This window comes from Proteus sp. G2300, from assembly GCF_009915965.1.
GTDB classification, from domain to species: Bacteria; Pseudomonadota; Gammaproteobacteria; order Enterobacterales; family Enterobacteriaceae; genus Proteus; species Proteus vulgaris.
In genome coordinates, this window is sequence record NZ_JAABNK010000005.1 from 222332 (window position 1) to 246462 (window position 24131).

At 39.8% G+C, this 24131-nt stretch carries 23 protein-coding genes; 11 read left to right on the top strand and 12 right to left on the bottom strand.

The window, feature by feature from the left end; translation table 11 throughout:
* Positions 1 to 130: 130 nt before the first annotated feature.
* The gene (locus GWI97_RS03270) at positions 131 to 733 is read right to left on the bottom strand and encodes a peroxiredoxin C (RefSeq protein ID WP_036911731.1); all 603 of its coding nucleotides are present in this window, start codon (positions 731 to 733) and stop codon (positions 131 to 133) included.
* A gap of 451 nt (positions 734 to 1184) precedes the next feature.
* Positions 1185 to 1772: an acyl carrier protein phosphodiesterase gene (locus GWI97_RS03275; protein ID WP_036938675.1), complete on the bottom strand. Its 588-nt coding sequence runs from the start codon at positions 1770 to 1772 to the stop codon at positions 1185 to 1187.
* 107 nt (positions 1773 to 1879) lie between these two features.
* Here GWI97_RS03275 and queA point away from each other — a divergent pair, with 107 nt between their 5' ends.
* The 10 genes from queA to thiL all read left to right on the top strand — a co-directional run bounded on the left by queA (position 1880) and on the right by thiL (position 11557).
* Positions 1880 to 2953, top strand: a complete 1074-nt coding sequence (gene queA, locus GWI97_RS03280; protein WP_036932923.1) for a tRNA preQ1(34) S-adenosylmethionine ribosyltransferase-isomerase QueA — start codon at positions 1880 to 1882, stop codon at positions 2951 to 2953.
* A gap of 182 nt (positions 2954 to 3135) precedes the next feature.
* A complete protein-coding gene (gene tgt / locus GWI97_RS03285) occupies positions 3136 to 4278 on the top strand; it encodes a tRNA guanosine(34) transglycosylase Tgt (protein WP_036932921.1) in 1143 nt (380 codons plus the stop codon).
* A gap of 85 nt (positions 4279 to 4363) precedes the next feature.
* Positions 4364 to 4699, top strand: a complete 336-nt coding sequence (gene yajC / locus GWI97_RS03290) for a preprotein translocase subunit YajC (protein WP_006535133.1) — start codon at positions 4364 to 4366, stop codon at positions 4697 to 4699.
* A gap of 32 nt (positions 4700 to 4731) precedes the next feature.
* Complete coding sequence (gene secD, locus GWI97_RS03295; RefSeq protein ID WP_072024185.1) at positions 4732 to 6579, top strand: protein translocase subunit SecD; 1848 nt, start codon at positions 4732 to 4734, stop codon at positions 6577 to 6579.
* 10 nt (positions 6580 to 6589) lie between these two features.
* Positions 6590 to 7558 carry a protein translocase subunit SecF gene (gene secF, locus GWI97_RS03300; RefSeq protein ID WP_036932918.1) on the top strand — a complete coding sequence of 323 codons (969 nt, stop codon included), beginning with the start codon at positions 6590 to 6592 and terminating at the stop codon, positions 7556 to 7558.
* 116 nt (positions 7559 to 7674) lie between these two features.
* A complete protein-coding gene (gene nrdR, locus GWI97_RS03305) occupies positions 7675 to 8124 on the top strand; it encodes a transcriptional regulator NrdR (RefSeq protein ID WP_006535128.1) in 450 nt (149 codons plus the stop codon).
* Between the two features lie 62 nt (positions 8125 to 8186).
* Positions 8187 to 9341 (top strand): bifunctional diaminohydroxyphosphoribosylaminopyrimidine deaminase/5-amino-6-(5-phosphoribosylamino)uracil reductase RibD, encoded by a 1155-nt coding sequence (gene ribD, locus GWI97_RS03310; RefSeq protein WP_052038406.1) that lies wholly within the window; start codon positions 8187 to 8189, stop codon positions 9339 to 9341.
* A gap of 212 nt (positions 9342 to 9553) precedes the next feature.
* Positions 9554 to 10024, top strand: coding sequence for a 6,7-dimethyl-8-ribityllumazine synthase (gene ribH, locus GWI97_RS03315; RefSeq protein ID WP_036932916.1), 471 nt, complete (start codon positions 9554 to 9556; stop codon positions 10022 to 10024).
* 28 nt (positions 10025 to 10052) lie between these two features.
* Positions 10053 to 10469, top strand: a complete 417-nt coding sequence (gene nusB / locus GWI97_RS03320; protein WP_036932915.1) for a transcription antitermination factor NusB — start codon at positions 10053 to 10055, stop codon at positions 10467 to 10469.
* Positions 10470 to 10573: 104 nt separating this feature from the next.
* Positions 10574 to 11557 (top strand): thiamine-phosphate kinase, encoded by a 984-nt coding sequence (gene thiL, locus GWI97_RS03325; protein WP_036932914.1) that lies wholly within the window; start codon positions 10574 to 10576, stop codon positions 11555 to 11557.
* A gap of 94 nt (positions 11558 to 11651) precedes the next feature.
* Here the strand turns inward: thiL and GWI97_RS03330 are convergent, their stop codons facing one another.
* From GWI97_RS03330 to xseB, 10 genes are all read right to left on the bottom strand, one after another.
* Complete coding sequence (locus tag GWI97_RS03330; protein WP_036932912.1) at positions 11652 to 11987, bottom strand: zinc ribbon domain-containing protein YjdM; 336 nt, start codon at positions 11985 to 11987, stop codon at positions 11652 to 11654.
* 371 nt (positions 11988 to 12358) lie between these two features.
* A complete protein-coding gene (gene rbsR / locus GWI97_RS03335) occupies positions 12359 to 13381 on the bottom strand; it encodes a ribose operon transcriptional repressor RbsR (RefSeq protein ID WP_180978776.1) in 1023 nt (340 codons plus the stop codon).
* 4 nt (positions 13382 to 13385) lie between these two features.
* Positions 13386 to 14312 (bottom strand): ribokinase, encoded by a 927-nt coding sequence (rbsK, locus tag GWI97_RS03340; RefSeq protein WP_036932910.1) that lies wholly within the window; start codon positions 14310 to 14312, stop codon positions 13386 to 13388.
* 78 nt (positions 14313 to 14390) lie between these two features.
* Positions 14391 to 15281, bottom strand: a complete 891-nt coding sequence (rbsB, locus tag GWI97_RS03345) for a ribose ABC transporter substrate-binding protein RbsB (RefSeq protein WP_036932909.1) — start codon at positions 15279 to 15281, stop codon at positions 14391 to 14393.
* A gap of 42 nt (positions 15282 to 15323) precedes the next feature.
* Positions 15324 to 16289: a ribose ABC transporter permease gene (gene rbsC / locus GWI97_RS03350; protein WP_036932908.1), complete on the bottom strand. Its 966-nt coding sequence runs from the start codon at positions 16287 to 16289 to the stop codon at positions 15324 to 15326.
* 1 nt (position 16290) lies between these two features.
* A complete protein-coding gene (gene rbsA, locus GWI97_RS03355; protein ID WP_036932907.1) occupies positions 16291 to 17799 on the bottom strand; it encodes a ribose ABC transporter ATP-binding protein RbsA in 1509 nt (502 codons plus the stop codon).
* A 7-nt stretch (positions 17800 to 17806) separates the two neighbouring features.
* Positions 17807 to 18226 (bottom strand): D-ribose pyranase, encoded by a 420-nt coding sequence (gene rbsD / locus GWI97_RS03360; RefSeq protein ID WP_036932906.1) that lies wholly within the window; start codon positions 18224 to 18226, stop codon positions 17807 to 17809.
* A 338-nt stretch (positions 18227 to 18564) separates the two neighbouring features.
* Entirely contained in the window at positions 18565 to 20430 is a 1866-nt protein-coding gene (gene dxs / locus GWI97_RS03365; protein ID WP_036932904.1) for a 1-deoxy-D-xylulose-5-phosphate synthase, read from the bottom strand.
* Between the two features lie 66 nt (positions 20431 to 20496).
* Positions 20497 to 21420 (bottom strand): (2E,6E)-farnesyl diphosphate synthase, encoded by a 924-nt coding sequence (ispA, locus tag GWI97_RS03370; protein WP_036932902.1) that lies wholly within the window; start codon positions 21418 to 21420, stop codon positions 20497 to 20499.
* Positions 21421 to 21684 carry an exodeoxyribonuclease VII small subunit gene (gene xseB, locus GWI97_RS03375; RefSeq protein WP_052038405.1) on the bottom strand — a complete coding sequence of 88 codons (264 nt, stop codon included), beginning with the start codon at positions 21682 to 21684 and terminating at the stop codon, positions 21421 to 21423. It abuts the gene before it with no gap.
* Between the two features lie 201 nt (positions 21685 to 21885).
* Between xseB and thiI the strand changes: the two genes are divergently transcribed.
* The gene (thiI, locus tag GWI97_RS03380; protein ID WP_036932900.1) at positions 21886 to 23337 is read left to right on the top strand and encodes a tRNA uracil 4-sulfurtransferase ThiI; all 1452 of its coding nucleotides are present in this window, start codon (positions 21886 to 21888) and stop codon (positions 23335 to 23337) included.
* The last annotated feature ends 794 nt before the right edge of the window (positions 23338 to 24131 follow it).

The window sequence follows — 24131 nt, forward strand, 5'->3', positions numbered from 1 at the left end:
GCAAATAATAAGATTATGGATAATTAATAATGGTAATAAGGGGATGATTTAAGAATAGATAAGTGAGGCGATAAACAATAAAAAAGCCTGTTTTCACAGGCTTTTAGAAATACTTTAGCTTACTGTTAAATTACAGTTTGCCAGAGTTTGCTTTCAGGTATTTAGCAACGCCGTCTGGAGATGCGCCCATACCTTCTTGACCTTTTTCCCACTGTGCTGGGCAAACATCGCCGTGCTCTTCGTGGAATTGCAGTGCGTCAACCATACGGATCATTTCATCAATGTTACGACCTAATGGCAGATCGTTAACGACTTGGTGACGAACAACACCTTCTTTGTCAATTAAGAATGAACCACGTAGTGCAACGCCCGCTTCTGGGTGTTCGATGCCGTAAGCTTTGATGATGTCATGTTTGATATCAGCAACCATTGGGTATCTAACTTCACCAATACCACCATCATCAATTGGGGTTTTACGCCATGCGTTATGAACAAATTCTGAGTCCATAGAAACACCGATGATTTCAACACCACGTTTTTTGAACTCTTCAAAACGGTGATCAAATGCAATCAGCTCTGAAGGGCAAACAAAAGTAAAATCCATTGGCCAGAAGAAAATAACGGCAGGTTTGCCTTTGATAAATGAATGCAGGTTGAAATCATTAACAATTTCACCATTACCTAAAACGGCAGCAGCTGTGAAATCAGGGGCTTTGCGAGTAACCAGAACCATAATGTACTCCTGTAAATTGAAAGAGTTTAGAGGGGTTATATTCGTCATATTTCAAGTTGTAGCGTTGTTGACTGCATTGACTCGCACTAGCCTCATACTATTGTATGCTTCTAGTGACTCATTTACTTGTCGCCTAGCTACACTTCGAACTATTTAGAGTATGTACCCTGTTTTTAAATAATAACTACAGCATAAATAATCAATCGCTATTGATAAAGTTAAACAGAACAATCTATTTGATAGATTATAACTATTAACTGAATACAACAAAGTAGGATTATTTATGACTCCTTGTATGACGGCTTATTCTAATCAACTTTGAAAATGAATACTATGCTTGTTAACAAATCGTTACGAATAATATGATACGTTGACTTAGAATCTCTTTGGTTTATCAAATGTGATCTCAAAATATGACAAAAAGATGAACGTCAAAAGGGCTTTAAATGTATCAGTCATCGAGTTGATGATGCTGTGCTCTTTCTAGCAATTGTGGATAAAACTGCCAAAAAATCTCACTTAATTCATCATAATGAGTTTCAAGTACAATATAAGAGCCGGCTAGCGCACTTAATCGTGGCCTTCTTCTCGCCATTCCTTTCAATGTTTGAGCAATATAAGACTTATCAGCGTAACGAATTAACCAAGCTTGTGACCACAAATACTCGTTGAGCTCTTGAAATTTTTCAGGCGTTTGCCATAAATCAGGTTCAATAATATTTCGAGTTTGGATGACAAATTCAGTTAACGGTATATTTGGTTCGAATTTTAACCAATTTAAAGAAAGGAAATGATCCCAAAAAACATCTAAGGTAATCGGTGAAACGCGACGATATTCATCAGGAAAGAAAAGGCGAGCTTGTTTAACTAATGGATGAGTGTCAGTGAGTACATCGATACGCCTATGCATACGAATGCCCTCAATAACAGCTTGGCTGTAATCAGAGCTAGGTGTGCCTTTGACGTAATCTGCCATCATATTGCCTAATAGAGAGCTTTTTGCTCTAAAGGCCAGATGTAAGTGAGCAAGATAATTCATCTCATCATCATAACGCTTTTTGAATAAAAAAGGGCTTCTTTGTTGCACTGACAAGCGGGCAGCACTAGACTAGTCCGCCTGTTTTTTATGAAAGTAGTCGTTTAATTATGCGTGTATCAGACTTTACATTTAAGTTGCCAGAAGCTTTGATTGCTCACTATCCACAACCTCAACGCAGTGGTTGTCGATTGCTCTCTTTAGAAGGAGAGACTGGTGCTTTATCACACGGTATTTTTACTGATGTATTAGATAAAATAAATGCCGGTGACCTGTTGGTTTTTAATAACACTCGCGTGATCCCTGCGCGTATTTATGGTCGTAAGGCGTCAGGCGGTAAAATCGAAGTGTTAGTTGAGCGTATGCTTGATGAACATCGTGTTCTTGCTCATGTTAGAGCCTCTAAGTCACCGAAAGAAGGCGCTACGCTGGTGCTAGGTGAAGATGAAAGTGTACAAGCAACTATGGTTGCGCGTCATGATACACTTTTTGAAATTCGTTTTGATGATGAAAGAGATGTTCTGACCCTTCTTAATAGCATTGGGCATATGCCTTTACCTCCTTACATTGATCGCCCTGATGAAGAATCGGATAAAGAGCTTTATCAAACGGTTTATAATGAGCGTCCCGGCGCCGTTGCAGCACCAACAGCAGGGCTACATTTTGATGAGCCATTACTTCAAGCCTTAAAAGAAAAAGGCGTTGAGATGGCGTTTGTTACACTGCATGTTGGTGCAGGAACTTTCCAACCTGTACGTGTTGATAATATCGAAGAGCACACGATGCATTCAGAATACGCAGAAGTGCCACAAGAGGTGGTTGATGCAGTATTAGCGTGTAAAGCACGTGGTAATCGCGTGATTGCTGTCGGTACAACGTCGGTTCGTTCGTTAGAAAGTGCTGCGAAAGCAACAAACGATGCGTTAATCGCCCCTTTCTTTGATGATACCCAAATCTTTATTTATCCAGGTTACCAATACCAAGTTATTGATGCGTTGATTACTAATTTCCATCTACCTGAATCAACATTAATCATGCTGGTTTCTGCTTTTGCTGGGTATAAAAACACCATGAATGCTTATAAAGAAGCGGTTGAGCAAGCGTATCGTTTTTTCAGCTATGGTGATGCGATGTTTATTACGCGTAATCCTTTAGCTATCAATGAAAAAATCGGACAAGAATAAAGATTTATTATTTTTTTAACGGTTTTCTTCATTTTATGAAGTGTTATTTCAATTTTATGATTTAATCCCATTGACTAAGTATAGGTTTTTGTTGAAGTAACATATACAGCCGTCTAACAAATGATTAGAATGTGCTGTTTTTTATTGCGCATTGGACTGTTTTTCTGATGCTTGGAGGATGAGTGAAATACGAATTAGATAAAATCGACGGCAATGCTCGCCGTGGGCGCCTTATTTTTGAGCGTGGTGTTGTTGAAACACCCGCATTTATGCCTGTGGGGACTTACGGCACCGTGAAAGGAATGACACCTGAAGAAGTAAAAGCAACAGGTGCGCAAATTCTTTTAGGTAACACTTTCCACTTATGGTTACGCCCTGGTCAAGAAATCATGAAATTACACGGTGATTTACATGACTTTATGCAATGGCAAGGCCCTATTTTAACGGATTCAGGTGGTTTCCAAGTCTTTAGTTTAGGCGCAATGCGTAAAATTAAAGAAGAGGGAGTTCACTTCCGTAACCCTATTAATGGCGAAAAGATTTTTTTAAGCCCAGAAAAATCAATGGAAATCCAATACGATTTGGGTTCTGACATTGTGATGATTTTTGATGAGTGTACACCATACCCTTCAGACTGGGATTATGCGAAAAATTCAATGGAAATGTCATTACGCTGGGCTAAACGTAGTCGTGAACGTTTTGATGAACTTAATAACAAAAATTCATTATTCGGTATTATCCAAGGTGGTGTTTACGAAGATTTACGTGATATCTCTGTAAAAGGACTAGTCGAAATTGGTTTTGACGGTTACGCTGTCGGCGGCCTTGCAGTAGGCGAACCTAAAGAAGATATGCATCGTATTTTAGAGCACGTTTGCCCGCAAATCCCTGCGGATAAACCGCGTTATTTAATGGGTGTTGGTAAGCCAGAAGATTTAGTTGAAGGTGTTCGTCGTGGTATCGATATGTTTGACTGCGTGATGCCAACACGAAATGCACGCAATGGTCATCTGTTTGTGACTGATGGTGTGATTAAAATTCGTAATGCAAAACATCGTTCAGATACATCAACATTAGATGAACATTGTGACTGCTATACTTGTAAAAATTATAGCCGTGCCTATTTACATCATCTTGATCGCTGTAACGAAATTTTAGGCGCAAGGCTGAACACTATCCACAACTTGCGGTATTATCAGCGTCTCATGGCTGAAATTCGTCAGTCTATTGAAGACTCACGTTTTGAAGAGTTCGTACATGAATTCTACGAACGTATTGGAAAACCCGTACCACCGCTAAATGGCAGTGCGAGTAAGTGTGATTAATGTATACGAGAAAGCCCAATTCTGTGTATGATATTGGGCTTATAACTTGAATATCGTCGATATCGACAACAATGAGGAAAAGTGAATGAGTTTTTTCATTTCTGATGCTGTTGCTTCTGCTGGACAAGCAGCGCCTGAAGCTAGCTTTATGTCTATTCTACCGATGTTAGTGATCTTTATTTTGATTTTCTATTTTATGATCCTACGTCCACAGCAAAAACGTACTAAAGAACATCGTAAACTGATGGATTCTATCGGTAAAGGTGATGAAGTTTTAACAACGGGTGGTTTAATCGGTCGTGTTGTTAAGGTTTCAGATAACGGCTATATCGTTGTTGCCCTGAATGAAACAACTGAAGTAACTATTAAACGTGACTTTGTTGCCGCTGTATTACCTAAAGGCACAATGAAAGCTATTTAATTACATTTCCCCAAAGGGAAAAGGGAACTGCCGTGCTAAACCGTTATCCTTTGTGGAAGTACCTGATGTTGATAGCCGCTATCCTCATCGGTCTGCTTTACGCACTTCCTAACCTATATGGTGAGGATCCGGCTGTTCAAATCACTGGCGCGCGGGGAACCGCCGCCAATGAGCAAACACTGGATCAAGTTCGATCTTTACTAGATAAAGAAAAAATTGAAGCGAAATCTATTGCACTTGAAAATGGTGCGATTTTGGCTCGCTTCAGTAACCCTGATATTCAGTTACGTGCCCGTGAAGTGTTGTTGCCTGCATTAGGCGACCAATTCGTTGTTGCACTTAATCTTGCACCTGCGACACCAAAATGGTTAGAAGCCATTGGCGGTGAGCCGATGAAGCTGGGGTTAGACTTACGTGGTGGTGTTCACTTCCTGATGGAAGTTGATATGGAAACTGCGTTAGGTAAACTTCAAGAACAAAATGTTGAGAGTCTACGTACCTTATTACGTGACGAAGGCATTCCGTATTCTTCTATCCGTAAAACGGATAATTATGGTGTTGAAATCCGTTTCCGTAACTCGGATGATCGCGCTAAAGCATCAGATTACCTGACTCGTCGTAACCAAGATCTTATTTTTAGAGATGGTGCAAATAACTCATTAAGAGCTATTTTTACTGACGAACGTTTACGTGATGCGCGTACTTATGCTGTACAGCAAAATATTACTATCCTACGTAATCGTGTTAACCAGTTAGGTGTTGCTGAGCCATTAGTTCAACGCCAAGGCGCTGACCGAATTGTTGTTGAATTGCCTGGTATCCAAGATACCGCTCGCGCTAAAGAAATCTTAGGCGCGACAGCAACATTAGAATTCCGTTTAGTCAATACTACTATTGATCCTTCCGCTTTAGAGACTGGCCGTATTCCGGGTGACTCAGAAGTGAAATATACTCGTGAAGGTATGCCAACTATCCTCTATAAACGCGTTATTTTAACGGGTGACCACATTACTGACTCAACCTCTCAGGCTGATGAATATGGTCAACCACAAGTGAGCATTTCACTTGATAGCGCAGGTGGATCTATTATGTCTAACTTTACGAAAGATAACGTCGGTAAACCGATGGCCACACTATTCGTAGAGTATAAAGACAGTGGTAAACGTGATGAGAACGATCGCGCAGTATTGGTGAAAAGTGAAGAAGTTATTAACGTTGCGAATATTCAAAGTCGTTTAGGAAATAGCTTCCGTATCACAGGCATTTCAAATGCGAATGAAGCACGTCAGTTATCACTGTTGTTACGTGCTGGTGCGTTGATTGCACCGATTCAAATTGTTGAAGAAAGAACGATTGGACCCACTTTAGGCCTGCAAAATATTACGCAAGGTCTAGAAGCGTGTTTATGGGGGCTGATTGCGTCTATAACCTTTATGATTATTTATTATCGTAAATTTGGTGTGATTGCGAGTACCGCATTAATGGCAAACTTAGTGTTAATCGTTGGGGTAATGTCATTATTACCAGGCGCAACACTGACCATGCCTGGTATTGCCGGTATCGTACTAACACTTGCCGTTGCCGTTGATGCTAACGTACTGATAAACGAACGTATCAAAGAAGAGTTACGTAATGGTCGATCAGTACAACAAGCAATCCATGAAGGTTATAAAGGTGCCTTCTCCAGTATTATTGATGCGAACTTAACCACATTGATTACAGCTGTGATCCTTTATGCAGTCGGTACCGGCTCGATTAAAGGTTTTGCTATCACAACTGCAATCGGGGTTGCAACCTCTATGTTTACCGCTATTGTTGGTACGCGTGCGATTGTAAACCTGTTGTATGGTGGTAAACGCGTTAAGAAACTGTCTATTTAAGGAGCACGTTGTGGCACAGGATTATACTGTTGAACAATTAAACCATGGTCGTAGAGTCATTGACTTTATGCGTTGGGACAACGTCGCCTTTAGTATTTCGTTTCTGCTTTTGGTAGCATCAATTGCTATCATTTCCGTGAAAGGATTTAACTGGGGACTGGATTTTACAGGTGGTACAGTAATTGAGATCAATCTCAGTCAACCAGCCGACCTTGATAAAATGCGTGATAGCCTAGATGCATCAGGCTTTAAAGATCCTCTGTTACAAAACTTTGGTAGCAGTCGCGATATTATGGTGCGTTTGCCTCCTGTTGAAGGACAGGCTGGTCAAGAATTAGGTAAAAAAGTTATTGATGTTATCAATGCTAAGGTTGATAACGACGCAGTGGTAAAACGTATTGAATTTGTTGGGCCAAGTGTGGGTAGCGAATTGGCTCAAACAGGTGCAATGGCGTTATTATCAGCACTTATCTGTATTCTTATCTATGTTGGATTCCGTTTTGAATGGCGTTTGGCGTTAGGTGCTGTTATTGCACTTGCGCATGACGTGATTATTACGCTGGGTGTGCTTTCACTGTTCCATATAGAGGTTGACTTAACCATTGTGGCGTCATTGATGTCTGTTATCGGTTACTCACTAAACGATAGTATTGTTGTATCAGACCGTATTCGTGAGAATTTCCGTAAAATTCGTCGAGGAACATCATATGAAATTATGAACGTTTCTCTGACACAGACATTAAGCCGTACCATCATGACATCAGCAACAACATTATTGGTTGTCTTAATGCTGTATATCTTCGGTGGTTCAATGCTTCAAGGCTTCTCTTTAGTCATGTTAATCGGTGTTTCAATTGGTACTATTTCTTCTATTTATGTGGCTTCAGCATTAGCACTGAAAATGGGAATGAAACGTGAACACTTGATTATACAAAAAGTGGAAAAAGAGGGTGCAGATCAGACAACACTCTTACCATAATAGAGCGTTTTTCTGATAAAACATCGCAAACACCCTGCCAGTGTATACTGACAGGGTGTTTTTTGTTCACTGAACAGGTACACTGTTTATGAGTATTGTCAAAAGTAGGAATAACTATGCATTGCCCATTTTGTGGAGCCGTAGATACCAAGGTAATTGATTCCAGACTTGTTGGTGATGGTTCACAAGTGCGCCGTCGTCGCCAATGTCTTGTTTGTCATGAACGTTTTACGACCTTTGAAGTAGCAGAACTTGTGATGCCTCGTGTTGTGAAAAGTGATGAAATACGTGAGCCTTTTGATGAAGAGAAACTCCGTCGAGGCATGCTTAAAGCATTAGAAAAACGTCCAGTCAGCTCGGATGATGTTGAGGCTGCGATAAGCCATATCAAATCACAATTAAGAGCAACCGGTGAAAGGGAAATACCTTCAAAAGAAATTGGCAATTTTGTTATGGAACAACTTAAGAAACTAGATAAAGTTGCATATATCCGTTTTGCTTCTGTGTATCGTAGTTTTGAAGATATTCGAGATTTCGGTGAAGAAATCGCAAAATTACAAGATTGATACTGCGCTTTATTGAATGATTTGAAAAATAACGATAAATAATAAAATTACATGTAATTATTATGACAAACAACAACAGCAACAATCTAAGTGAAAATGAAAGTCTGCATGATGAACACTATATGCGCCGAGCCATTGAGCTTGCAGCATTAGGTCGCTTTACAACATCACCTAATCCGAATGTAGGTTGTGTAATTGTAAAAGAAGGCGAAATTATCGGTGAAGGTTATCATCATCATGCTGGCGGTCCACATGCAGAAGTGAATGCGTTGAAAATGGCCGGTGATAAGGCAAAAGGGGCAACAGCCTATGTTACACTTGAGCCTTGTAGTCATTTCGGTAAAACACCACCTTGCGCTGATGCTTTGATTAATGCGGGTATAAAGCGCGTTGTTGCTGCGATGCAAGATCCTAATCCTCAAGTTGCAGGACGAGGATTACACAAATTATTATCAGCCGGAATTGATGTTTCACACGGTGTTTTAATGCAAGAAGCTGAAAAACTTAACATCGGTTTTTTTAAACGAATGAGAACGGGCTTCCCTTATATCCAGCTAAAATTAGGTACATCTTTAGATGGTAAAACGGCATTAGCATCAGGTGAAAGTCAATGGATAACCTCTAAAGCATCTCGTCGAGATGTACAAAATTTCCGGGCTCAAGCTAGCGCTATTCTAACGACAAGTGCAACCGTAGTTGCTGATAATCCTTCTATGAATGTACGTTGGGATGAGCTTTCAGATGAAATCAAAGCGATTTATCCAGAAGAAACGCTACGCCAACCTATTCGTATTGTCGCCGATAGTCAAAATAGAGTGACTGAAAACCATAAAATCACTCAAATTGAAGGCGAATGTTGGTTAGCACGCACGCGATCTCATCCAAATGATTGGCAAGGCAATGTTTCAGAAATTCTATTACCAACGAATGGTAAAAATAGTGGCGTAGATTTAGTATTACTAATGATGCAATTAGGGCGCCGCAATATTAACACCGTATGGGTTGAAAGTGGGGCGCATTTTGCAGGAGCCTTATTGGAAGCTGGGCTTGTTGATGAACTTATTATTTATATCGCACCTAAAATTTTAGGGAGTGATGCGCGAGATTTATTTGTACTTTCTCCTCTTTCCTCATTATCTGAAGCGCCTGAATTTAAAGTAGATTCTCTTCAACAAATTGGCTCTGATATCAGAGTTTGTTTAAAACCTCGTTATTAATAGACGCAAATAAGTGTGTCTACGGCGCTATTTGTAGTAAAATGGCGCCGTGTGTGTTATTTCCTGTCGTTACGACATCGTTATCAGCCAACTAAATACCTTGATTTATCAAGGATTTTTGGCACCCTTGCTGTGTAATAATAAAACAGAGCGCAGTAAGGGAAAGAATATGATAAAATCCGCGCCCCGCGGATAGGAGAAAAAGGTAACCTATGAACGTAATCAAAGGTGTTGTCGCGGCGCCAAATGCACGCGTAGCAATTGCAATTGCCCGTTTTAATAACTTCATCAATGACAGCCTACTTGAAGGCGCGGTTGATGCATTAGAACGTATTGGACAAGTTTCCTCTGAAAATATTACCGTCGTTTGGGTTCCAGGTGCTTACGAGCTACCGTTAACAGTTAAAGCTTTAGCTGAAAGCGACAAATACGATGCAGTTATCGCGTTAGGTACTGTTATCCGTGGTGGAACCGCACATTTTGAATACGTTGCTGGCGAATGTAGCTCTGGTTTATCTCAAGTTGCAATGCAAAGTGAGATCCCTGTGACTTTTGGTGTTTTAACCACTGAAAATATTGAGCAGGCTATTGAACGCGCTGGAACCAAAGCGGGCAACAAAGGTGCTGAAGCTGCAATGACAGCACTTGAAATGATCAATGTACTTAAAGCCATAAAAGGCTAATCATCTGTTTTAACTAAAGGGGAATTTTGTGAAACCTGCTGCTCGTCGTCGTGCTCGTGAGTGTGCTGTTCAGGCTATCTACTCATGGCAATTATCCGGAAATGACATCGCGGATGTGGAATTGGAGTTTTTATCCGAGCAGGATACCCAAGGTGTAGATATTGCTTATTTTCGTGAGCTTTTAGTGGGTGTTGCCATTAATGCAACACGTTTAGATAAGGCAATGGCGCCTTATTTATCCCGCCAACTTGAAGAACTTGGTCAAGTTGAAAAAGCAATTTTACGTTTAGCAATGTTTGAACTAAGCTTCCGCGAAGATGTTCCTTACAAAGTTGCGATTAACGAAGCGATTGAACTGGCTAAGGTATTTGGTGCTGACGATAGCCATAAGTTTGTTAATGGCGTGCTTGATAAAGCAGCACCAACAGTACGACGTAAAAAATAACGTTTTTTCACGTTTCCTCTATGGTAAATAATTCAAGGCCGGTATTTCCGGCCTTTTGTTTAATAAAACGAGTTTAGTAGGCACAGCTAAATAGGAAATTGATAATGCCTTGTGGTGAATTCTCCCTTATCAAACAATATTTCACGTCACAGCCTGTAAAACGAAAAGACGTAAGTACAGGTATTGGTGATGATTGCGCAATATTGACAGTACCTGAAAAGCAGCAAGTGGCGATTAGCACCGACACTTTAGTCAGTGGCATTCACTTCCTTCCTTCTATCTCACCTGAAGATTTAGCGTATAAAGCATTGGCTGTAAATATTAGTGATTTAGCCGCTGTGGGGGCTGATCCTTCTTGGGCATCTCTGGCATTAACATTACCTGATACAAACAGTGAATGGCTTGAGGCTTTTAGTCGTTCTTTCTTTGCATTAGCAGATTATTATGCAATCCAGTTAATTGGCGGTGATACGACTCGTGGACCTTTAAGTTTAACAATCACAATACAAGGACTAGTTCCTCAAGGAACGGCATTATTGCGTTCTGGTGCAAAAATAGGTGATTGGATCTACGTTACGGGCTTTTTAGGGGATAGTGCCGCAGGGCTTGCCGTATTACAAAATAGATTACAGCCAACAGAAAAAGAACATAGTGATTATTTTGTTGCAAGGCATTTACGCCCTCAGCCTCGTTTATTGCAAGGCCAAGCATTGCGTCATTTAGCGACATCTGCAATTGATATTTCTGATGGGTTGATTTCGGATTTGAATCATATTCTCACAGCTAGTGGCTGTGGTGCGCGTTTAAATTTAGACTCATTACCTTATTCACCTGCGATGAAAGCCGAAGTCAGTGAAGAACAAGCGGAGATTTGGGCATTAAGTGGTGGTGAGGATTATGAATTATGTTTTACAGTACCAGAGATCAATCGAGGTGCGTTAGAGATCGCATTGGCGCATACAGGGGCTGACTTTCATTGTATAGGGCAAATTATGCCGATTGCTGAAGGGATCCGTTACTTACGTGATGGTAAAGATGTACACCCTAATCTTAAAGGGTTTGATCACTTTAGTGATGCTAATGAGTAACCTTACTTTAATCAAAAGGCGCTTTATTCGCGCCTTTAAGAATATTGGTAATATCTAACTTTATGTTTAAATAGATTATTAATAATCTTCTATCTTAGCTTTTCTTCACAAATTCAGATTTTAATTTCATTGAGCCAAAGCCATCAATTTTACAATCAATGTTATGGTCGCCTTCGACTAAACGGATACCTTTTACTTTAGTACCAATTTTTAGCATGGTTGAACTGCCCTTGACTTTCAGATCTTTGATCACGGTGACGGAGTCGCCATCTGCCAATAAGTTACCGTTGGCATCTTTAACTACTAACTCATCATTATCAACCACAGATTCAGCATCGTTCCACTCATGAGCACACTCAGGGCAAACATACATTGCACCATCTTCATAGGTGTATTCTGAATTGCACTTAGGACAAGAAGGTAATGACATAATAATACTCTCAAATTTTATCAAAATGGGAAGTGATTAATCGTCACAATGAGGATAACACTTGCCCCATAAATTAAAGGACACATTATCGTTTAAGAGTGAAAATTCTAAGCAATTCCCTTAATGGTATTGCCTCTGATAATGCGAAAGGGCGATAGTATAATAGATTTGATGTAAATTTGCATCTTTCACAGGTTGTGACATAAAGAATTAGGAAAAGTTGGTTAGATATAGCGAGTTAAATAGAAAATAATGATAAATAAAAGTAGTTTTAAATATTATCTAACTTAATGATATTAAGGTTATAAATTTATAAATATAACTAAAAATAAATGCTCTCATCTTAAAAGAGAGCATCATCAATAATAGTATTAATCTTCTTGTCGTGATTTTACAAAATTACTCACTGAGCCACGCTCTATCAGTTTAGGTGTAAGCACCAAAACATTGTCATCAGCATCGATATTTTCCATACGATGCAATAATTGGCTGACAGCGAGTTTACCCAATTCGTCTTTGGGTTGGTGAATGGTTGAAAGAGGGGGGATCATATAAGAGGCTAGATCGATATCGTCATAACCTATGATGGAAATATCATACGGTACGCGCAAGCCTTTTTGATAAATAGCTTGGTAAGCACCAACAGCCATTGCATCATTACAGGTAAAAACTGCTTGTGGTCGTACAGGAAGTGAGAGCAGTTTTTGCATTGAACTAAATCCACCTGCGAACTCAAAATCGCTTGTTAATACAAACTCTTCTCGAATGGTTAATCCTGCTTTTTGCATGGCATTGTAATAGCCTTGCAAACGATGTTTTGCCGGGAGTTTATCTTGAGGGCCTGCAATACAGGCAATTTCGGTAAAGCCTTTTTCAACCAGATAATTGGTGGCAATTTCTCCCCCGAGTAAGGAGTTGTCTTGAATAATATCTCCGCCGTATTCAAACGGAGACCAATCCATCATCACCATAGGTAAACGAGGATAACGATTTAGTACTTCATGAGAGGGTGCTCGGGCTTCTGTTGACATCAATAATAAACCGTCAACACGTTTTTGCAGTAACGTTTCAAGGCTACTATCCATGCGCTCATAATCCCCTTCCGTGTTGCATAAAATTAAGCTATAGCCTTTTTCGTAGCAACTACGTTCAACACCGCGTACAACCTCGGCATAAAAGGGATTACTACTGGCTGTTACTAACATACCAATAGTATGAGTACAGTTCATTTTTAAACTACGTGCTAACGCTGAAGGGGCGTAATTCAAGGTTTCAATAGCTTCATTCACCTTTTTACGGATGCCTTCGCTAACATAACGATTGTTATTGATAACGTGAGAAACCGTTGATGTCGAAACGCCCGCCAAACGGGCGACATCTTTCATTGTTGCCAAAGTTTTATGCTCGCTCTGCTAAAAATGATTCAATTTCATGACGCCAAGGAACGGAAGATTGTGCACCATGACGTGTAACTGCAATGGCAGCCGCTGCATGGGCAAAACGAATAGCCTCAACAGAAGGTTTGCCTTCTAATATTGCTGTGACAAATGCACCATTAAATGTATCACCTGCGGCAATGGTATCAACAGCTTCGACACGAAATCCTGGAATTATCATGCCTTTCTCTTGCTCACTAAACCATACACCACGACGACCTAAAGTGATAAGCACTTGTTTGATACCTTTGCGATGTAAAATATTGGCCGCTTTTGCGGCACCGGCTTCATCATGTACAGAAACACCTGTTAATATTTCAGCTTCTGTTTCATTTGGAGTGATAACATCAATAAAACTCAGAAATTCGTCGGATAATGGTTGTGCGGGAGCTGGATTTAAAATGACTTTAGTTTGATGTGATTTTGCCCGTTTTGCAGCCTCAAAAACAGTCTCTAATGGTGACTCCAATTGCATTAACAAAGCATCAGCGTGTTCAATAACGTGATGATATTGCTGAAAATGTACTGGCGTTAGTGCGCCATTGGCACCAGCGACTATGCTAATTACGTTTTCACCTTGATCATTTACAAGGATCATGGCTACGCCTGTCGGTGTTTGCGGAATAATACTAATTGCATCGATATGAATATTGTCTGTTTTAAGTTGTGAGATTATCTCACTACCAATCGCATCATCACCGACACAGGCAATAAAGGTAATATCGGCACCACTACGACCACAAGCAACGGCTTGATTCGCACCTTTGCCACCAAAGGCTATTTTGTATTGATGACCAATAATGGTTTCACCTGGTTTGGGGAATTGTGAAATGTTCATAATGTGGTCAACATTGATGCTGCCTAGCACAGCAAGGCGAGGTGTTGTCATAGCCTTTAATCCTTGTAAAACGTGTTGTGATCATTAAAGCCACCACGGAGCATTATCACTCCGTGGTATTTATTGTTGTTATTTTTTAATAACTAACTCAAGTTCGACAGGGATTGTTGGATCCACTTTTTCGCCTTTGAGAATTTTATCAGCTGTTTGGATGCCGATAATACCAATTTGATCTGGGCGCTGAGCAATGGTTGCACCTAACATGCCACGGTTTACTGCTTTGATACCATCATCTGTGCCATCAAAACCTACAACTAATACATCAGTACGACCTGCGGTTTGTAACGCACGTAATGCGCCTAATGCCATTTCATCATTTTGTGCAAAAACAGCTTGAACAGCAGGATAAGCTGTTAATAGGTTTTGCATCACGTTAAGGCCTTTTGTACGGTCAAAATCAGCGGGTTGGCTTGCAAGTACATTCAATTTATGAGCATCAACAGCTTGTTTAAAGCCTTCACCACGTTCACGAGATGCAGAGGTTCCTGTGATCCCTTCTAATTGGATCACTTTGGCATCATTAGCCACTTTCTCTGCAATGTAATCACCCGCCATTTTTCCTCCAAGACGGTTATCAGAAGCGACGTGGCTGACGACTTCACCTTTGTTTGCAACACGGTCTAAGGTGATCACTGGGATCTTAGCTTTATTCGCTAAAATAACCGCATTCCCCACCGCATCTGAGTCTGTCGGGTTGATTAACATTAATCGTGTGCCTTTTACGGTTAAATCTTGCACATTAGCAAGCTCTTTAGCTGGGTTATCCATGGAATCGAGCACAACTAAGTCATAACCTAAACGATTGGCTTCTTTCTGTGCACTGTCTTTCATGGTGACAAAGAAAGGATTATTAAGCGTAGAGATAACAAGCGCGATAGATTCTTTGGCCAATGCATTGGCGCTAATTGTGGCGCTTAATGCAACAACAGAAAGTAGTGTCGCCATTTTTTTGAGTTTCATAATATAAGTTCCTGTCGGGGTTCGGATTAAGAGAATAGAGAGTTATTTTTTGTTATCTACCAAAACAGCAAGTAAGATGACCACCGCTTTTACTATCATTTGATAATTTGATGATATTCCTAATAAATTCAGTGCATTATTTAAGAAACCTAAAATAAGTGCACCAATTAGCGTGCCGATAATACGACCTTTACCACCAGCAAGACTGGTGCCCCCCAGAACAACGGCAGCAATGGCATCCAATTCATAACCATTACCAGCCATCGGTTGTGCTGATGAAAGGCGAGCAACTTCAATCACGCTAGCAAGAGCGGCTAATAAACCACAAAGTGCATAAACAATGATTTTGATTTTATCGACACTAATACCGGATAAACGTGTTGCTGATTCATTTCCCCCAAGCGCATAAATATAACGACCTAAACGGGTATGATGTAATAAATACCACGCGCTCAAAAAGACAATCATCATGAGCCAGATTGGGGTTGGAATACCAAACGGACGACCAATACCAAACCAGCTAAAGAGATCAGCATTATCGCTAAAGCCAGTATTAATAGGGCTACCGTCGGTATAAACACGGGTAACACCGCGCAGTAATAGCATCATGACTAAGGTGGCGATAAAAGCTTGAACTTTACCTTTTGCCACGATAATCCCGGTGACACCACCAATGGCAGCGCCGAGTGCTAATGCACCGACAACAGCAACAAGGGCATTGACATCAGCGCCAACCATAGAGGCCGCGACAGCTCCCGTTAACGCAAGTAATGATCCTACCGATAAGTCGATACCAGAGGTTAAAATAACAAGAGTCATGCCAACCGCCATAATGGCGTTAACCGATGTTTGTTGGAGAATGTTGAAGATATTATTTAAGGTAAAAAAGTTAGGACTGAGTGTGGAAACGACAACAATCAGAAGTAACAGTGCAATCAGAGATTTCTGTTCTAATAACCATGCTTTTGAGAACCAACGTTTTGACGCTGGAATTGAATTCGTGCTCATATCAAACTCCTATTTTAGCGTCATATTGTTTACCAACAGCGGCTGCCATTAGCATTTCTTGTGTGACATTGTGAGCTGAAAACTCACCGCTAATACGACCTTCATGCATCACCAAAATACGGTCACTCATTCCCATTACCTCAGGCATTTCAGAAGAAATTAAGATAATGCTTAATCCTTCTTGTTTAAATTTATTGATTAGCTGATAAATTTCTTTTTTAGCGCCTACGTCTACACCTCGAGTGGGTTCATCAAGAATAAGCACTTTGGGGCGAGTCATTAGGCCTCTTGCGATAGCGACTTTTTGCTGATTCCCCCCGGATAAAAAGCCAATGGTTTGATCCATTGAAGGGGTTTTTATATTGAATAACTTAATAAAATCGCCGACGGTCAGTTGTTCTTCTTTATGATTGAGTACGCCCATGCCTCGGCTAAAATAGCGAAGTGCAGTTAGCGACATATTTTCTTTCACTGACATGCCTAGTACTAAACCATCACGTTTTCTGTCTTCAGAGATATAAACAATACCGTGCTCAAGCCCTTCTACCGGCTTTCTGATTTGACAAGGTTTACCATCTAGCGCTATGGTTCCACTCGTTTTAGGTAATGCACCATAGATAATTTTCATTAATTCTGTACGTCCAGCACCCATTAAGCCTGAAATACCCAGAATTTCACTTTCATGTAATGAGAAACTGACATCGTGAACATCTTCACCACTAAGATTAATAACGTTGAGTTTGGTCTTGCCTTGAGGAATATTGATACGAGGGTATTGATCTTCTAGTTTACGGCCAACCATCATTTCAATGAGCGTATCTTCTTTTAACGAAGCGACAGGTTTCTCTCCAATAAACTGGCCATCCCGAAGTACCGTCACATCATCACAAATCTCAAAGATTTCTTTTAAACGATGCGAGATATAGACAATGCCACAACCTTGCTCTCTCAATTCGCGAATAACACTAAACAGTGATTCAGTTTCTGTATCGGTTAATGCATCGGTTGGTTCGTCCATAATAATCACTTTAGAACCAAAGCTGAGTACTTTGGCGATTTCCACCATTTGCTGATCACCAATTGATAATTCAGACACTAAACGGTGGCTACTGTAAGCGAGGTTTAATCGTGCTAATAACTTATCAGCCTCAGCATACATTCTCTTCCAATCGATAGCCCCAAAAGCACGCGTAAACTCACGACCTAAGAAGATATTTTCTGCAATGGTTAATTCTGGGATAAGGTTAAGTTCTTGGTGAATAATGCCTATTCCTGCTTCTTGTGATGATTTAGGACCATTGAAGGAGCAATGTTCACCTTGATAAATGACTTCCCCCGCATCTTTTTTATAGATACCGGTGAGTACTTTCATTAATGTTGATTTGCCTGCCCCATTCTCACCGACCAAAGCCATTACTCGACCAGGGTAAATTCGTAGAGTAGCGCCTGATAGTGCTTTTACACCAGGAAATGACTTATCAATATCTTTAAGTTCGAGTAAAGGTTCCATATTGTCCTCAGAAAGTCACACCAGAAAACAACACAATATTGGCATAAGGTGTACATTCACCCGTTCTAATAACCGCTTTATTTTCAGGAAGTTGTTTTTTGAATACTTCATGAAGAACATACGTTATTTGAATAGGTTTCTTCTGCTCTTGCTCTAATAAATTGAGGTAAGAGAGTATTTCATTAAAAAGGGAGGGATTAATGGTCTTAATTTCTTCTGCCAGCATCACGGCTTCTATTTGCATTTCATGAGTGACAGTTTGTAATACTGACATAAAGTCAGGTATTCCCTGTGTTAGAGCGAGGTCAATACGTTCGACAGAAGAGGGAATAGGTAATCCGGCATCTGCAATGGTGATTTTATCAGTGTGTCCTAAACGTGAAATTACGCTAGAAATAGGACTATTTAGTAATACGCCTTTTTTCATATTTTCTCCTCAGCGAAACGTTTCGCTGTGTATATAGTAGAAAAGAAAAGAGGGAAAACAAGTTTGATTTATTCATATTGTGAGCATGATCGAAACGTTTCGTTGGTAAGTAAAAAGAAAGAAAAATCTAACTGGTTGAATAAATTAAAGCTGAATGGATTCAATAAGGAGAACTATTGTTTGCAGTGATTTTCATGAAAATGTGATTTACTACAAAGGTTATAAAAAGCAAAAACAGAGAATCAAAAATGACTATTTTTATATGAACAGGTGAGTACAAATGATGGCTCTCTCCCACTTATAAAGCAGGAGAGGTTTTTAAAGGCGAAAAGTACTCACTATTTAGTTTGATAATCCATAATGGATTTTTCGATACCAATAGCATCAAGTCCTAAATCAGCTCTGATCTCTTCTTGTCCACCTTGTGGTACAAACAGGTCAGGGATACCTAGGTTTAAGACCGGCACTAAGCAACGCTCTTGCATGAGTAACTCATTTACACCACTACCAGCGCCACCCATGATGGCATTCTCTTCTAGCGTTACCAACATATCATGTTGCTCTGCCAGCAAAAGAATAAGTGATTTATCTAATGGTTTGATAAAGCGCATATCCGCAACAGTAGCATCTAGTTTTTCTGCGACTTCTAATGCTTCTGGCAGTAATGTACCAAAGTTTAAAATAGCAATGCCTTTACCTTGACGACGAATAATTCCTTTCCCCATAGGTAGTGCATTAAGTGGTTGTAATGGTGCGCCAACACTTGAACCTCTTGGATAACGTACGGCAACAGGGCCATCTTGATAGTGGTAACCTGTATGAAGCATTTGGCGACATTCATTTTCATCACTCGGCGCCATAATGACCATATTAGGAATACAACGTAAGAACGAAAGGTCAAATGCACCTTGGTGAGTTTGTCCATCTGCTCCCACAATACCGCCACGATCAATGGCAAATAAAACAGGCAGTTTTTGAATGGCAATATCGTGGATCACTTGGTCATAAGCACGTTGTAAGAATGTTGAGTAGATAGCAACAATCGGTTTATATCCCCCAATCGCTAAACCTGCGGCAAAGGTAACGGCGTGTTGTTCAGCAATCGCAACATCAAAATATTGTGAAGGGTATTCTTTTGAGAAACGGACCATGCCAGAGCCTTCGCGCATAGCAGGGGTAATTGCCATCAGTTTTGGATCAGTTGAGGCTTCTTCACATAACCAGTCACCAAAGATCTTGGAAAATGTAGGTCGTGCATTAGGGCTTTTAGGTAATGTACCTGTTTGTGGATCAAACTTAGGTACCGCGTGCCAGCTAATAGGATCACGTTCAGCAGGTGCATATCCACGACCTTTCTTAGTCATAATATGCAGAAGTTGAGGACCTTTTAAATCACGCATATTAGCGAGTGTTTGCACTAACGCAATAACATCATGACCATCAACTGGGCCGATATAATTAAAACCCAACTCTTCAAACATGGTGCCGGGAACAACCATGCCTTTAATATGTTCTTCCGTTTTTTTCAGTAATTCTTTAATTGGTGGAATACCAGAAAAGACTTTTTTTCCACCTTCACGTAAGGTGGTATACAGTTTGCCTGATAACAATTGAGCAAGATGATTATTCAATGCACCAACATTTTCGGAGATTGACATCTCATTGTCATTAAGTACAACGAGCATATCTGGCTCAATGTCACCAGCGTGGTTCATTGCTTCAAAAGCCATACCTGCAGTAATTGCACCATCACCAATCACACAAACTGTTTTTCTGTTCAGCTTTTCTTGTTCAGCTGCAACAGCCATACCTAAACCTGCACTGATAGAGGTTGAAGAGTGGCCGACACAAAGTTTATCGTATTCACTCTCTTCTCGCCAAGGGAAGGGGTGTAACCCATTTTTTTGACGGATAGTATCAATGCGGTCACGGCGACCCGTTAAGATCTTATGGGGATAGGCTTGATGACCAACATCCCAAATAAGATTATCAAAAGGGGTTTTATAGACGTAATGAAGAGCAACCGTTAACTCAATAGCACCTAAACCTGAGGCGAAGTGACCACTTGAGCGGCTGACACTGTTAAGAAGAAATAGCCTTAGCTCATCACAGAGTTTAGGTAAACTCTCTTTTGGTAATAGGCGCAAATCTTCTGGTGTTTCAACCAACGCCAATGTGGGATATTTTTCGATATCAATGCTCATGTGATGCCTATTAATTAATCTCTTGTAATAGGGAAAGAACAGGTAAGCTGCTCTCTTTATTTTTTATTAGTTTTTCCGTTCGACGATAAAACTCGCTAATTGTTTAAGCGTGGTCGTATCGTACTCGTATTGCTCAAGAAACGCTAAGGCATCCAGTGCTTCGTTATACAATTCCTGTGCTTTCTTTTGAGCTTGCTCTAACCCAAGAAGAGCCGGATAGGTACTTTTTCCTGATTCTTGGTCGCTACCTTGTCGTTTTCCAGTTTCTTCAGTACTACCAATGACATCTAAAATGTCATCTTGCACTTGGAATGCAAGGCCAATGGAGTGAGCATATTTATCTAATGCGGGTAATACATCATGACCTTTAGAACCCGCACTATATGCTCCTAAGCGAACAGCCGCACGAATTAATGCACCTGTTTTATGTAAATGGATTTTTTCAAGGGATTCGAGATCAATCGATTTATCTTCAGCTTCCAGATCAAGTGCCTGACCACCACACATACCTGAAAGTCCACTGGCTGTGGCTAATTCAGCAATCATTGCGACGCGATCAGCCATTGATACATCGGGCATTGGGTTTTTTGCTAAGATCTCAAAAGCTAATGTTTGCAGTGCATCACCGGCTAAAATAGCATTTGCCTCACCAAATTCGATATGGCACGTTGGTTTACCTCGGCGTAGATCATCATCATCCATTGCAGGTAAATCGTCATGAATCAGGGAATAAGCGTGAATACATTCTACTGCGGCTGCCGGAGCATCAAGGTTGAGTACTGGAACTTTAAACATTTCGCCAACAGCATAAACAAGGAAAGGACGTAAGCGTTTACCACCTAAAAGAGCGCCATAGTGCATTGCCTTACCTAGAGGCATATCAGCAAAAGGGAGCGATAATAAGGCTTGGTTTAATGCATTATCAACACGCTGGTGGGTGGAATTTAATTTATGACGGAACGCATCCGTACTTGAAGTTGCGTTGCTCAATTATTCTGCCTCTTGGATAAAATCATCAGGAGTGGCATTGTCATCTTCTTTTAAAAGAATACGAACGCGTTGTTCAGCGTCTTGTAATGTTTTTTGTCCAACACGGGCTAGACGAATGCCATGTTCAAACTCATTAAGCGCGTCTTCTAAAGGGAGCTCACCGGATTCTAAGCGGTTTACGATTTGTTCAAGTTCTTGCATAGATGCTTCGAAACTTGGTGCTTGTGCGATGTCTTCGTTAATTGATGTCGTTTTCTTAGCCATAATATTTTTGATAATAAAGCATGTGAGTGCTGAATAATAGCGATCATCTTACTACAACTAAGAAGAAAATTTCTTATTCAGTCGATGATTTTTGCGGGTGAGGCCTAAATATTGGTGATATACTTTGTGACTTTTATAAACTCCAGTCAATTTACATCACTGTAGTTTATGTTTCTACTTAATAACCTATGACCATTGACTATGAAGTTTATTATTAAATTATTCCCCGAAATCACGATCAAAAGCCAATCTGTTCGTATACGTTTTATCAAAATTCTCACTAGCAATATCCGTAATGTCTTAAGTTCAATTGGTGATGAAATCACAGTTGTCCGTAATTGGGATAACATTGTGGTTGTGAGTAAAGATGAAAGTAAAAGTGAAGCAGTATGTGATGCATTAACACGTATTCCTGGTATTCATCACTTTTTACAAGTCGAAGAACATCCTTATACCGATTTACATAATATTTTTGAGCAAACTTTTGCAGCATTTAAGCATTTAGTTGAAAACAAAACATTTTGTGTTCGTGCCAAACGTCGTGGTAAACACAGTTTTACTTCAAATGAAGTTGAGCGCTATGTTGGTGGTGGTTTTAACCAACACGTTGAAAGCGCTAAAGTGAAATTAACCCGTCCAGATGTCACCATTAATTTGGAAATTGAAGATGACAAACTTATTCTGGTGAATGCGCGTTATGAAGGCATTGGTGGTTTCCCAATTGGTACACAAGAAGATGTTTTATCACTGATCTCTGGTGGTTATGACTCAGGTGTATCGAGCTATATGTTAATGCGTCGTGGTAGCCGGGTTCACTATTGTTTCTTTAACTTAGGTGGTTCTGCTCACGAAATTGGCGTTAAACAAGTTGCGTATTATTTATGGAACCGTTTTGGTCGTTCACATAAAGTGCATTTCGTTGCTGTTGATTTTGAGCCTGTTGTCGCAGAAATCTTAGAAAAAGTCGATGATGGCCAAATGGGTGTTGTATTAAAACGTATGATGGTACGTGCAGCATCAAGAGTGGCAGAGCGTTATGGTGTTCAAGCAATTGTTACAGGCGAAGCATTAGGGCAGGTTTCTAGCCAAACCTTAACTAACTTACGTTTAATTGATAATGCGACAGACACGTTAATTTTACGCCCTCTTATCACTCATGATAAAGAGAACATTATCAATATCGCACGTCAAATTGGTACAGAAGATTTCGCTCGCACTATGCCTGAATTCTGTGGTGTGATTTCAAAAAGCCCAACAGTGAAAGCGGTAAAAGCGAAGATCGAAGCAGAAGAAGAGAAGTTTGATTTTTCTATTCTTGATAGCGTTGTTGAAAATGCTAAGAATATGGATATTCGTCGTATTGCCGAAGAAACCGTACAGCAAGTTACTGAAGTTGAAATGGTCTCTGAATTTGGGGCTAACGACGTTATTCTGGATATTCGCTCACCAGAAGAGCAAGAAACGTCACCATTAAAGATAGAAGGAGTTGATGTTAAAGAGCTACCTTTCTATAAACTAAGCACTCAGTTTGGTGATTTAGATAAAGCAAAAACCTATTTACTGTATTGTGATCGTGGAATGATGAGCCGTTTACAAGCGCTTTATTTACGTGAGCAAGGTTTTGAGAACGTTAAAGTCTATCGTAAAAAATAATATATAACGTTTATATTTTTGATAAAAAGCCACTATAAAGTGGCTTTTTTTAATTATACAACTTTTATGTTGGGGAATGTCGTTGCCATTCTCCGGATGATTACTTTGCTCTTATTGCTTGACCATCATCATGGTGCTTGCGCGAGCCCACATTTTTTACAAAATGCTTCATATTTATAGAGCCAAGGGCGTATGTTGGCTCTTAAGCTAGAAATATTATCTAGAACTAAGGAATATATATTAATCTTAAAAAGAGATCAAATTCAAAGATTACTTAAAAGGCAGATTGCAGTAGAACATGTTAATCCTGATCTATTTAATTTTATAGTTGCTGTATTTAATGTTGTTCCCGAAAATAATATTATAATGATTTAATCTATTAATATCGAAATCTGGGTTTATTTTCCAAGAAGAAAATAATGCCGAATTTTTTTTGGGGACTTTTTTAATTATTTCTTTATTTAAATAGCTGTTAATCACTTCATCCACAGTATATTTAATAAATACATTATTGTAAGATATCGATCTTAAACGACGAGAGATCCGTCTTGTCAATGTGAATGGTATTGTTGTCGATAATGGCATAACGATGAATAAAATATCTTCATTTGTTATCTTAGATCTTATTTTATTTAAAATGATTAAGAAAGAAGGTTTAAATTTATATAGCTCACTTATTGTAATTTTATAGTTATAGATTCCTTTTAACGAATATATTAAAGGGTTGCCATCTTTATCGTTATTACTCGACGTTCATGCTGAGTATTTAAAGTAATTATTTTATTTTCAGAAAT